The 12,052-nt window shown below is 57.1% G+C and carries 15 protein-coding genes; 4 read left to right on the top strand and 11 right to left on the bottom strand.

The features are described from left to right. Positions 1–60: 60 nt before the first annotated feature. The 10 genes from MLC70_RS16275 to MLC70_RS16230 form a co-directional block, all read right to left on the bottom strand. A complete protein-coding gene (locus tag MLC70_RS16275; RefSeq protein WP_248185409.1) occupies positions 61–300 on the bottom strand; it encodes a hypothetical protein in 240 nt (79 codons plus the stop codon). Further along, complete coding sequence (locus tag MLC70_RS16270) at positions 300–548, bottom strand: hypothetical protein (RefSeq protein WP_248185408.1); 249 nt, start codon at positions 546–548, stop codon at positions 300–302. The genes MLC70_RS16275 and MLC70_RS16270 overlap by 1 nt, the downstream gene beginning before the upstream one ends. A gap of 237 nt (positions 549–785) precedes the next feature. Next, positions 786–1,145: a hypothetical protein gene (locus MLC70_RS16265; RefSeq protein ID WP_248185407.1), complete on the bottom strand. Its 360-nt coding sequence runs from the start codon at positions 1,143–1,145 to the stop codon at positions 786–788. A 25-nt stretch (positions 1,146–1,170) separates the two neighbouring features. Further along, positions 1,171–2,016, bottom strand: a complete 846-nt coding sequence (locus MLC70_RS16260; RefSeq protein ID WP_248185406.1) for an ExeA family protein — start codon at positions 2,014–2,016, stop codon at positions 1,171–1,173. Positions 2,017–2,091: 75 nt separating this feature from the next. Continuing rightward, positions 2,092–3,861 (bottom strand): hypothetical protein, encoded by a 1,770-nt coding sequence (locus MLC70_RS16255; RefSeq protein WP_248185405.1) that lies wholly within the window; start codon positions 3,859–3,861, stop codon positions 2,092–2,094. Then, a complete protein-coding gene (locus MLC70_RS16250) occupies positions 3,861–4,859 on the bottom strand; it encodes a hypothetical protein (RefSeq protein ID WP_248185404.1) in 999 nt (332 codons plus the stop codon). The genes MLC70_RS16255 and MLC70_RS16250 overlap by 1 nt, the downstream gene beginning before the upstream one ends. Beyond that, positions 4,846–5,175, bottom strand: coding sequence for a helix-turn-helix domain-containing protein (locus MLC70_RS16245; protein WP_248185403.1), 330 nt, complete (start codon positions 5,173–5,175; stop codon positions 4,846–4,848). The genes MLC70_RS16250 and MLC70_RS16245 overlap by 14 nt, the downstream gene beginning before the upstream one ends. Next, positions 5,172–5,546: a hypothetical protein gene (locus MLC70_RS16240; RefSeq protein WP_248185402.1), complete on the bottom strand. Its 375-nt coding sequence runs from the start codon at positions 5,544–5,546 to the stop codon at positions 5,172–5,174. Before MLC70_RS16240 ends, MLC70_RS16245 begins: the two co-directional genes overlap by 4 nt. Continuing rightward, positions 5,524–5,775, bottom strand: a complete 252-nt coding sequence (locus tag MLC70_RS16235; RefSeq protein ID WP_248185401.1) for a hypothetical protein — start codon at positions 5,773–5,775, stop codon at positions 5,524–5,526. Before MLC70_RS16235 ends, MLC70_RS16240 begins: the two co-directional genes overlap by 23 nt. Beyond that, complete coding sequence (locus MLC70_RS16230; protein WP_248185400.1) at positions 5,772–6,188, bottom strand: hypothetical protein; 417 nt, start codon at positions 6,186–6,188, stop codon at positions 5,772–5,774. The genes MLC70_RS16235 and MLC70_RS16230 overlap by 4 nt, the downstream gene beginning before the upstream one ends. 452 nt (positions 6,189–6,640) lie before the next feature. On the opposite strand from MLC70_RS16230, the gene MLC70_RS16225 reads away from it, so the two are divergent. The 4 genes from MLC70_RS16225 (at position 6,641) to MLC70_RS16210 (ending at position 9,550) form a co-directional block, all read left to right on the top strand. Beyond that, entirely contained in the window at positions 6,641–7,345 is a 705-nt protein-coding gene (locus tag MLC70_RS16225) for a helix-turn-helix domain-containing protein (RefSeq protein WP_248185399.1), read from the top strand. A gap of 7 nt (positions 7,346–7,352) precedes the next feature. Then, positions 7,353–7,784, top strand: a complete 432-nt coding sequence (locus MLC70_RS16220; RefSeq protein WP_248185398.1) for a hypothetical protein — start codon at positions 7,353–7,355, stop codon at positions 7,782–7,784. A 138-nt stretch (positions 7,785–7,922) separates the two neighbouring features. Further along, a complete protein-coding gene (locus MLC70_RS16215) occupies positions 7,923–8,801 on the top strand; it encodes a lysozyme family protein (protein ID WP_248185397.1) in 879 nt (292 codons plus the stop codon). Continuing rightward, the gene (locus MLC70_RS16210) at positions 8,780–9,550 is read left to right on the top strand and encodes a sulfite exporter TauE/SafE family protein (protein ID WP_248185396.1); all 771 of its coding nucleotides are present in this window, start codon (positions 8,780–8,782) and stop codon (positions 9,548–9,550) included. The genes MLC70_RS16215 and MLC70_RS16210 overlap by 22 nt, the downstream gene beginning before the upstream one ends. Here MLC70_RS16210 and MLC70_RS16205 read toward each other — a convergent pair. Beyond that, positions 9,533–11,881, bottom strand: a complete 2,349-nt coding sequence (locus MLC70_RS16205; RefSeq protein WP_248185395.1) for a sensor domain-containing diguanylate cyclase — start codon at positions 11,879–11,881, stop codon at positions 9,533–9,535. The two genes, MLC70_RS16210 and MLC70_RS16205, sit on opposite strands and share 18 nt — an antisense overlap. Positions 11,882–12,052 lie beyond the last annotated feature (171 nt).

The following is a 12,052-nucleotide window of genomic DNA, read 5'->3' as shown; positions in this document are numbered from 1 at the left end:
TTCTGTGGCCTGACGGCCACTCGGAGGTGGGTCAAAATTAATGGCCAGTAGTGGGTCATTTTAATTGGCCACTAACACCTGCTCGGCATCTCTCAGGGCTGAGCTTGCCTGCTGAACCTCGGTAGACGTTTTGGCGTCTCGCAGAGTTCGTTCAGCCTGGGACTTAGTTTCCCTGGCTGTGGTGATGCCCTGTTCAGCTGCTGGCAGTAGCTGAGTTCGAATCTCTTCTGCTCGGGCTTCACTGCTCTCAAAGTCCTCTTTCCGAGCAATGTAGTGAGAAATCGCTTGTTGAAGTGACATTACTGACGTCCTCCGATGGTGTTGATGACAGTTTCGGCGAGATCCGCCAGTTTCTGCTTACGATATACTTCCGGATCGTGACCCATTTGTCGGGCTACGAGCAGATCCTCTTTACTTAGCTCCCGCAGCTTCTCAACGGTGGTCCCTTTTTTCTGGGCATACGTCTTCAGGCGATCAGCGTAGTCCTGCTCGGTCACGACATTTCGCAAAGCGACATTTTTTTCTTCCGGAGTGATTAATGCACTCATAACTGGTGCTCCTTGTGTTACATCGGTGTGCGCTCAGTGCGCGTTTAATCCGGTGGGGGCTGCCGGAGGTTCTTTCCCCTGAAATCTTTCGCAAGGAAATCACGGAAGGTGACCCTCAGATGACCCGAAAAGATTCAGGCGAGATTCAGACCTCTATATTTTGAGGTTTGAGGGGTGAAAACGGCTCACCTGCAACGATCAGCCGCCTCACCACTCAGCAGGTGCGTTAGACCCGCGTTAGATTCCCTCAGGTGAAACGGAACGGGCGGCAACGCTCAATGAGTCGCTGAACCCCGGACGATCCGCCAGGAGGCTCTCAGGGCCTCCTGCGAACTCGGACCGATTCAGGGCCGTTTCGAGACGCTCAAGTAGCTGTTTTTGGTGATTGCCAAGTTCCCCGCAAAGCCACACGCCGTACTCAATGTTCTCCATTGACTCCAGTGTTCGCTGTTTGTGGGTGAGGTATTCCTGCATCATCTCAGACATAGCCATTACAGCGCTGGATGCCTTGCTCACGTCCAGCACCATCCAGGTCACAGAATCCTTGAGCGCCTTCCGGCCCTCAGGCGATAACAGCTCTGCTTGCGTTGCGTGCATTCCCATTCTTCCGGTCTCCCAAGGATTAAACGTGTTTGACGATTTCGGTGGTGACTCGCTCGTCACCCAGTTCGGCGGCTGCGTTGAGCGCCCTGACAACCAGGTTGTTGATGGCCAGCGGGTAGAGATCGCTCACCACCTGGCCTTTGTCTTTCCGGCGCAGACGTTGCCGGATGGCTTCTACCGCCTGGGGCTCAATAACCTTGGGCAGGGAGGAGCCGACCCGCTCCAACTTGTAGTTGAGGTAGCTCTCCAGATCGTCATCCAGCGGGCGAAGGTCAACCGTAATGCAGCGCCGAATGAGTTCGCGGGCCTGGCTGTTCCGGTGCTCCTGGAGCTTGAGCCCCAGCTCGGTCTGACCGATCAGAACAATCCCGAGCAATTTCGTGAAACCGTCCTCCAGCTCCCAGAAACGCTTGAGGTAGCGCAGGGTGGGAATGGTCAGGTCATGGGCCTCCTCGATGACCATCACGTGTTTCTGCCCTGAGCGAGAGGCATCACGCAGCAGACGCTCCACCTGGCGGGCCTTCGCTTCCAGTGACCGCTTGGGGTTCTCATCGCTGATATCGGCGATGATGGCCTCACAGAGGCCCGCTGCCGTGATCCTCGTCTTGTCGATGATGGACGGCATGATGACGGTGGTCTTGCCGTCACGGCGCAACTCATCCATTAGCATGCGGCGCATGGTGGTTTTGCCAGCTCCGGAATCGGCGACCACAGCCACAATGCCTTGGGCCTGGGCTGCGTGGCGCATGGACGCCAGAACGTAGCGGTATTCGTTGGTCATAAAAACGTCCTCAGCGCTGCGCACGTCGTCAACAAAAGGGTCACAGAACAAGCGGAAGTGCTTCAAAGTATCTTGTGCTAACATAAAAAACTCCTTGTGGTTGCCTTCTCAAGGTGCCGGTAGATGGCAGTCTCCGGCGGGTAGGTGGCATTGGTGCTGTCACCTGCCCACTTCTTCCAACAGCGGCTCTGTCGCCCCTCCGAACTTCCGGGCCATCTGCCCTGTAAACTCAGACAGCTCCTCATCGGGTATGCCCTCCGGGTAACGTTGCTTGAACTCGCGGGTCAGTTGCTTGGCTGCCTCGCTACCAGGCTCAAGGCCAATGCTGTCGCGAATCATAGGAACTGCCTTCACGTAGGGTGTGCGGCTGGCCAGTGCCCGCTTCGGCTGCTGAAGCTCCAGGGCTTGCCCCTTACGCTGCATGAAGTCGGGGACGGTAGCCGCCGCAACATCGGCGAACGGATCAATCTGACCTTCAAAGGCCGGCTTGCGGGCCTTCCGGGCTTCCTTCACGGCCTGGTCCGTCTCGACGCCATAGGCATCGCGGTTCATCTGCTTCCTGATTTGGTCCGCAGGTGTCTCACGCATCGGGGCGTAGTTTTCGCCATACACCGGAGCAGTTGCCTTAAAGCCAGCATCATTCCGTTCAATCGGCTCTAGGTCGTAGTGGATTTCCTCGCCGTCCAGATTCTTGTGAATTACAATGGCGTTTGGCATTTGATAGGGGTTAAAGGTCACCTCGACTTTGTCGCCAACACAGACATCGGGAATGCTCTCAACGGAATAAGTGTGCTTACCCTTGCCCTTAATCGCGTAGGAGATTGTCAGGTCGCCTCTAACTGTTCGAAGAACAGGGCGCGCCTTCTCGACGAGCTGCTTGCACTCATCCCGGTCCGGGCATGTGCGCAACTGCTCCGGTCGGATGGTTTGCCAGAGCGCATAGCGGGTGTGCCCATGACGACTGTGCTTTCCAGTTGCGTTGTACATTCGAGCCCACTTCTGCGCTTTATCGTTCAACTCCTCGATGGAGTCGACTCGATACATTGACAGGCGGCTTTCGAACTCGCACTCCACCAGATTGTGGGTGCGCTCAACCTGTCCCTTGGCGCGAGGCGAGCCTACTTCATGGGTGTGTGGCCTTACTTGCAGACGCTCCAGCATGCCCTTAACCGCATGAGACTGGTTGGCCGTGCCTGCATCCCACACCAGCATGAACGGGACACCATGGAATGGGTCCCTGGGCTGCTTGGTGAATGCATCCAGGAGAAACTCAACCAGAGTCTCTGCGTTCTCGCCAGGCGTGTTGTAGTACTTGACGAAAAATGCCCCGCTGTAATGATCAGTCACCAGGTAGCGCAGCACTCGGTCATTCTTGATCCGATAGACGTTCTCCAGCTTGTTCTTGTAGAACTCGTCACGGGGCATAACCTTCAGCCCCTCGGATTGCCGCAGGTAGTAGAGCACGCACAACGACACATCGAACTGCCAGACGTGGTTGGGGTGCAGGCTGCGCATCTCGGTATGTGGCTTAGGCCTGCGGAGTTGCCGTGGGTGCACGCGCTGCCGATCCATAGCCCGCGAAACCGTGACCTCAGCAACATCGGAATCGATGACTCCATTGGCGCGGGCAATTTCGACTGCCTGCCTCAGGCTCATCAGCTGTTTTCCGTTGTCACGATTGGCCTGCATCATCATGTTGCTGATCTGGATGCACTGCTCGCGGGTGACACTGCACCGGCCCCGATCGCTGCGAGGTTTACGGGCTTTGACGAACCCAAGCGCCTTCAGTTGTTTCCTAATCCAGTGTTCGGAGCGATCGAGAGCTTGAGCGGCTTGCTTGATCCGCTGGCCGCGTTCCCCGTGCCCTGCGTCTTCCAGGCTTTCACCTAGCCTGCTCAAATAACGTTTTGTGTTGGCTTCCAGCTCCATCACTCCAGCCCCTCCTCGATCACGTGATCAAAGGCTGCAATATCCGCTACTGGAAGTCCGAGTAGCTGCTCCGGAGTGATACCGTATTGGCGACCAAGTTTGAGGGCATGGTGGAAGACTTTCTCTAACTCGCCGTAAATACTTTTTTCCATGTATTCGGGAGCGTCTTCCAGGCCCATCGCCTTCTCGACCACCAAAGCGAGCTCATTGAGTGTCGTAATGCTCGAAAGGGATTTGTCTGCAAGCTGCCCCAACAAATCTGTATCACGCTTCGTGCGCTTCTCAGCTTCCTGATCAGGCGTCAGGTCCCGGCGTAGCTCGCGTTCCAGCTCATTAACCTTCTTATCTCGATCCTCCAGCATCCGCTGACCTACCTGGTGCTCTGACTCCAGGTGATTGACCTTGTTGGTCAGCTCCAGATTTTCCTGGTCAAGCTTCTCTTTCTCCTTGGCATGACGAGCTGCCATGTCATCGATTAGCTCCAGCAGCGCATCCTTATCATGTCTCTCGGCGGCAGCTTTGGCCTCCTCAATAATTCCCTCTGGAGCCTTGCGTAGCAGCCGGAACTCATCACGCTTTATTCCCATCTCTTGCAGAACGTCGAATTTTTCTCCAAAGACCTCGACGTTTTGGATGCCTTCATAGACTTTGGTGTCTCCCATTCCGAGCGCATGCTTGCAGTACTCTTTGAAATTTTTCGCGGCGCGGAATGACCCGCCGTCATCAGTGATGAAGATATGCCGCCAAAGCTCTCGCTCCTTCACCTCCTTTGCCATTCTGATTTCCGCTGCGCGGAAAAATTGGTTGATGCCTCGGATGAGGGACAGCTTCCCGTGGAGCTGGTTAGCAAAGTCTCTGTTCGCTAAGTCGCCAGCTTGCAGGGAAAGACCGTCTCGAACTCGACCCGACTCCACCTCTACCTCGGCGGCCAGCTGATTCTGCTCTACCTGGTGGTAGTGCGTAGTCAATTCCTCGCTGATCTTCTTATCGGTCGTCACGGAGCACCTCCCCAGTTACACGCGCATATTCGCTTTCGATCTTATGGATTCGGGCCAGCTGGTGGCGTTTGTATTGGATGGCTAGCTCAACCCAACGCTCACCGGGAGCCCAAAGCTTCTGATTGCTGCCCTTGCGACGGTATTCCATCACCCAGCCCGATTCCTCGAGCGCCTCCAGGGCACGACGTGCTGAGTGGTAAGTAATGCCAGCATGCTTGGCGATCGCGTCTATAGAGCAGCCATCAAACCCGATCTCCACCACTGCGTTGATAGTTCCGACAACGCGGTTAGGGCTGCTTACTTCTGATTTGCTCACTTGCGATCTCCTTTGGTGCGGTATTTCAGTTTGTTGATGTAGCGATTGAGGCCGGAGCGGCTGGGGGCTCTCTCAGCACCGAACTTCTTGATGCATTCCCGCCGAAGATGCTCGATTGAGAGGCCTACCGACTGAGTGAGAATGAAAGACTCCAGCTCAGGATCGAGCTCAACCTTGCACGGGCGGCGCTGAGGGTCGCGCAACAATCGAACGATGGTCACCGGCTGCTCGTCGGGATCTGCCCTGGCAACCTCGCGCAGCTGCTGAGTCAAAACATCCACAACGTCAGGGGCGGGCAGGCCCTGGACGGCTGCTTGCACGGCCCGAAAAGCCCGCAGCTTCTCAGCTTCAAATGGCGTTACATTTGGCATAACCCGCCTCCCTTGCTTCAATCCGGGCATAAATGCGGTTGTAGGTATCAGTCCGCTGTTCGATTAGTGAGCGCAACTCGCCGATGGTCAGGTCATCCACCGGCTTGCCGGTGGCTTCGACCAGATCCGCAAGCCCTGCGAACCAGTGAGCGTTGCTTTCAAGCATCGATCCGATGTCGCGCCCCACCTCGGAGAGCTCCCGCTCTGTCTGAGTCATTCTGAAAGTCACGATGTCACCTCCAATTCAAGTCCCGGTTGCAGGTGCTCCTGCACGTTCTTCCGATGCCAGGCCACGTCCTCCAGTAGACCGGTCAGGGCTGCCAGGGCCTCATCGGAGCCGTTCTTTCGCTCGTAAAACTCGACCAGAAGGCTCACGGCACCGGCAAACGACGATTGCAGCTCGTTCAGGTCAGTCGCCGTTACCTTTCTCCCGGTCGGGATCTCAATGAGCATCTTGTTGGCGGAGTGCCCGATGTATCGGGTTACCAGGTCGATCCCGCAGGCGGCCTCAAAGGGGCGGATCAGAATCGCCGGCATGCGCCCGCTCTCCAGCCACTTATAGAGAACCCACTTGTTGGCCAGGCCCATCAGGTCTGCAATCCGGTCAATTGAGCGGTTGTGCTTCTCACGGGCGTACTCCATGCAGAGCTCCATCGATTGCCGCAAGGAGCATGGGCTCACCCGTTTCCAATTTCGTCTTGCCATTTGGAATACCTCTCTGCTCAGGAGCCCCAATAAAAGAATTCTTCTGCCTATAGGTTCAGCGCTCTAACGGGGCTAGGCTGAAGATCAAGCTAACGATGCAGTATCGGATTGAGATAGGACGCCAGCTTCCTTAGCAAGGCGTTGGCGTAAGGCCCTTCCTTTTGGCCCATTCCAGCCACCGACCAGAGCAGAGCGGGCATTAGTGGGGTTGTAGCCGTACTCACGACACCAAGCGGACAAGGTGGTGCCACGGGCTATCAAGCCGCCACGGACTTTCTGATAAAGCTCAGGACCAGCTTTCAAGTCATTGCTGTTCATGCGGGGATGCCTCACAATTAGTTTTCTCAAATACGATTCAACACTGACGATAATGAATAAGGTTTGATTCAATGTCAACATGGAATGAACAAGATTTGATTCATTTCGGGGAGCGCCTAGCCGCTGCTCGAAAAAAGCTAGGGGTGAATCAGACGGAATTGGCGAGCTGGGTAGGGATTGGACGACCTACTCTGAGCCGTTATGAGAGAGGCGAAGCCGTACCTACAGCTGACGTTCTTGCAGCGATCGCTTCACGCTTGGAGCCATTCAACGTTTCCCTCCAGTGGCTTTTGTATGGAGATGTAAGAGATGAAACTGAACGGCGCGCCGTAAGAATTAATGGGTTCGGCTCACTGGTTGGGTTGCGCTTCACAAACGGGGGAGTTGGTGAAGTCTCGCTAGGACCGTCGGAACTGCGGAGGCTTCTCAAGGTGTGCATAGACCAGGAAAAGGATCAGAGCCAACCAAACCCGAGGGTACTCGAAAGCCTTAAAGTGGTGATTGACCACTTCTATGAACAACACGATGATTTTGAGATTCTTGCAGATGTCCCTATCGCTGTTCATGGAGTAAAGCTCACGCCAGTAGTCCCGATGTCTACGTCAGAGGATGATCTGGCCAATTGGAGCGCTGCCCGTGGCATGAATCCTCAAGAAAGGCCTGGTCGCACGTCTTCCGAAGAGCTTGCCCCCAAAACCACTCAGACATTTCATGGCAGCGTTGGCCAGGTTGGGGGCGGCGATATAAACAACAACTTCGGCGGTAAAGGCAGGTGAGCGGACAATGACCGATCAGACCTTCGAGGGGCCTGTTGGCCAAGTCGCCGGGAACGACATCCACAATCACTCGCAGATTGAGGAATATAAGCCGCCAGGGGATAGCCCACTACTTTATGCCTGCAAGGCATGTGGGTGGCCAGGTGTTGCCGTCAATGCTGATAAGTGCGGAAAGTGCGGCTTCAACTATGCCCTTGAGAGAGCAGAGGCTGCCGAGCGGCAGCAAAGAGACTCGCAGTCTCTCGTTTACTGGCTCGGAGTCGCTGCACTGGTAATTTATGTCGGGGCGGTTGCCCTGATGCACGCCGTATCACTCGACTTCTTTGACGCTATCGCCACTAGTTTCGTTGGTGTTTTGGCCGCCTGGGGTGGCTGGATCTGGTTGAGCTCCTGGTGCTCCGTGAAGCTCGACCGCTTAAAGCGAAAGCGAGGGGGGTGAGCCGCTGTGGAGCGGGAGCGTTAGAGCGCTCGTTTGGGGATGCAGCAATTTCACTATTTTAGTGCAAATCTATTTGCAGGTTTCCGTTCGGAAAAACCCTCCATATCCCAAGTAGACCCACTTTTGAGCCCAAATATCTTGAAGCTCCCCATTAAATATCTTGTTCCTGGACACCAGAGCCTGCTGAATGCCACGCGGCAATCACTGTATGAAAATAACAAGGTGGAAGACTGGGTGCCTGGCGAGACGGGCCAGACCGGCTATCCGTTTGCCCTTTCCTGCGATCAACCTCATGTGAACGTGGATGAAGCCGTTGCCCGCTATCTTGGCACCCTGCCTGCGGACCGGATCTGGGGCGCCTGGGACGACCTCATCTTTGCCACCAGTGGTGCGCCGGAAAGCCTGCATGACGCGCTCATGTATGTCTTCAATCACCGCAGCAACCAGAACCGCCTGACCCTGCCGCAAGCCTTGCCCCGATACCTGGCCGGCCAGATCCTGATCGAAAGCGGAGCCCAGGCGAGAGCCCACTCCCGTGCCAACGCCAGGGGAATCCTTCAGCTGTCGCCAGCCGCCCTGTCCGACTGCGAGATTGCCCCGGACAATTTCTGGCACCGACTGGCGCAGATAGACTGTGCCCTGCGCCTGATGAACCAGAACGCCCGCAATCTGGCACCGGTTTTCCAGCAACGCTTCGGCCATCTGCCGGAAGCCAAAAGGGAGCGATTATTCACCCTACTCCTTGTTCAGGCGTATCATGGCGGCGCCGGACGGGTGCAGGCGCTGCTGGACGATCCGGTACTGGCGCAGCCAGCAGAGTATTTTGCCGCCAACCATGAACGCTTCACCGCTGGCGATATTGCGTTCGGCCTGATTTTTCACAATCTGGGGCGAGACCGCCTGGGGCTCGCCTCGCTCTACTATGTGGCCGACGTTCAGCTGGCAACCGAGGCCCTCTGTCGCACGGCCAAACTGAAATCAACGGAATTCTGTGAATGGAAGTACTCAACCAACTGATACCTGAAAGCCTGAGCCTCCCTGTCGCCGTTTTCCTGCTTGCCAGCTCAACCATCACCTCGATGATCACCGCCAGCCTCGGCGCCGGTGGCGGGGTTTTACTGCTGGTACTGATGGCCAGCTGGATGCCACCGGCGGCCATTATCCCGGTGCACGGCATGATTCAGTTGGGCTCGAACGTTGGCCGGGCGGCTTTGACGTGGCGGAACATAGACTGGCGGGTGATTGCCGCGTTTTTGCCCGGCGTGATCGTAGGGGCAGCGCTGGGCGCCTTGCTACTGGTAAATCTCCCCGCCCACATCTGGCAGCTGACCATCGCCCTGTTCGTGCTCTATCTCTGCTGGGGGCCGGCGCTACCCAAGGGCGCATTTGGTGCCCCTGGGGTATTCCTGGCGTCGGCGCTGACCAGTTTCGTCAGTCTGTTCGTGGGCGCCACCGGGCCACTCGTTGCAGCGTTCATCAAGCAGATTCATACCGACCGGTTCAGAACCGTGGCCACGTTTGCCACTGCCATGACACTGCAGCATGCGCCCAAGGCGCTGGTGTTCGGGGCGGCGGGCTTCATGTTCTTCGAGTGGCTGCCCTTCATTCTCGCCATGATTGCCTGCGGCTTTGCCGGTACCTGGCTTGGGCTGCATGTGCTTCGTTCCCTGAGTAACAGCAAGTTCACTTTGATCTTCAATATCGTGCTGACAGCGCTGGCGATTCGCCTGCTCTGGCAGGCCAACCTCTCAGCCGGCTGGTGGTGAAGGCACCACCACAACCCTGTTACGCCCCCGGGATTTGGCGATATAGCTACCCTCATCCGCCCGGGCCATAACCTCTCTGGGGCCGCTGTCTTCCGCTGTCAGTTCCGTCAGGCCGATGCTGGTGGTTACACCGAATGAGCGGCCGTCATGCTCGATCCGAAGCGCCTCCACGTCGGCGCGGATCCGTTCCGCCAGCGCCTCGGCCCGGGTCATGCCGCAGGCAGGCAAAATGATGCCGAACTCATCTCCGCCCAGTCTGGCCACGGTGTCGGATTGGCGAACGGCGTCCTTGAACAGATCCGCCAGCCGTTTGAGCAGATCGTCACCAAGCAGGTGACCGCCTTCATCGTTCACCGGTTTGAAATAGTCGAGATCAATCAGCATCAGTACTGAACGGGCTTCCTGGCGACCGGCCTCACCCAGGCTCCGAACCAGCGAAGCGTTGAACGCGCGCCGGTTCAGCAACTGGGTGAGGCTGTCGTGGGTCGCCTCCCAGGACAGCCGCTCCTCCTGCCGGCGCCGGTCGCTGTCGTCCCGCAGCACGAACACCAGCCGTTCATCCTCGCGGCCCTGACGAATGTGCAGCATGGTCAGATCTATGGGGAAGGGAACACCCAGGGAATTGCGGAGCGTCACATAGAGGCTGTCCAGGTCATCACCGGTCAGGAACTGCTCCGCCGTCATTTCACGTTCTTCCGTTTCAATGGTGACCAACTGGAAGAAGTTCCTGAGCACGCATTCACCTTCCGTTCCCAGAAGACGACATGCGGCATCGTTGGCAAAACGGATAACACCCTCGACGTCTACCATCAGAACCCCTTCCTGGAGCACCCCAAGTATCGTCTCTGCGCGCTGCTGCTCTGCCCTGAGGGCCTCTTCCACCTCCAGCTCGTGGGAGATATCGCGAACGACAGTGATGGTGCCGAGCGCCTTTTCAGGCGTCTGTATTGCAGCCGTCATCACATCACCCCAGATCACCCGGTCCGGTGCGGGCGATGTCAGCCTCAACCGTCCCCGGAAAACGCTCTGGTTCCTGATCGCCGTCTTCCAGCCGGCAATCGCCTCCGGTCGATCGCTCTCATGCACACGATTGGCCAGATAACTGTAGGTGAGTTGCTCCGCCGGATGGCCAACGATGGCCTCAAAAGCCGGGTTGGCAAACTCAATTCGGCCCAGAACGTCGGTCTGCACGATGCCGATGGGCGCACTTTGGGTGAGGGAACGGAAAAACGCCTCTCTTTCAGCGAGAGATACCAGAACCTCGTCCCGTTCATCGGTTACGGTGTTAAAAATCTCTGCAACCTGGCGGATCTCCTTGCCTCCGGCGACGTCCACCGGGTCCGAGCGCATACCCAGATGGCGCTCGCGAATCTGCTCGCCCAGGGTTTTTAGCGGCGCCATCAATCGCCGGAAACGCCAGAGCGCAAGAGGCGCGATCAACAGGATCACCGCCAGCAGAATCCACACAAACGCATCCAACGTCCGGGTCATCGGGGCCAGGGCTTCACGAGCCGGCCAGGACGCCGACACAAACCAGGGAACCTGGGTCAGCTGCTGCACCGACATGATGGTCTTTTCACCACTGCTGTTGCGGGTGTCCACGGTGCCCTCGAAGCCCTCCATGGCATCCCGGAGCACCGGATTGGCAACACGAACCGGTGACATGGCCCTTTCATCCCGCTGATTGACCACCACGAACCCACTTCGGGTGGCAACACCCAGATAGCCGGTGGTGCCAATCCGGATATTGATAAACTGATCAAGGAAGTTGTTGCCATCCAGAGCGATGGCGCCGCCAATGACGCCGATGAACCGTTGGCGGTGGTCGAAGATCGGCGCGGCAACCATGATGGCCGGCTTTTCTTGATAATGGGACAGGTAGGGCTCGCTGATCACTGGCGTGAGAGTGGACGCGACGCGGCGGAAATATTCCCGATTGCTGACATCCAGTCCCGACTGCCGGTAATCCTCCGGATGCTCGGCGACCACCAGGCCGTCCTCATCCATCAGGTACACAGCATCAAAAAGATGCTCCAGGGCCGTTTGCCGCCGGATCAGAATCTGAGCCCGCGCATTAAGCACATCGCGAGACATGGTGAGGTTCTGGGCCACATGGTTGAGTGCACCGAGCCTCAGGGCCAGCTTGTCGTCCAGCTCTCCCGCAATCAGGGTGGCAATCGTTTCCACCTGGTCACGGGCCTGCTGTTCCAGCTCCGACCGGCTCAGCAGAGACCCGGCCACGGTTACCAGCAATGCCGAAAGGATGATCGCCACCACCACGAGGGCAACGGCCCGATTCACCAGACTGCCGAACCATTGTTTGATCAGCACAGCATCCACGCTCCCGGACGGTTTCGACGACCCGTAATGACCTTACCTCCAATCTCAGGCTTTCTGTTCTGGTGACCCGTGGTCCAAGTCTACCAGAGAGGCATTCAATGTCAGGTTACGCACTTGCACATTTAATAGTAATCGTTATGATTTAGATCCACTTTTGCACAA

The organism is Marinobacter goseongensis (assembly GCF_023156235.1).
Classification (GTDB): Bacteria; Pseudomonadota; Gammaproteobacteria; order Pseudomonadales; family Oleiphilaceae; genus Marinobacter; species Marinobacter goseongensis.
This window is presented reverse-complemented; position numbering and strand designations above follow the sequence as displayed.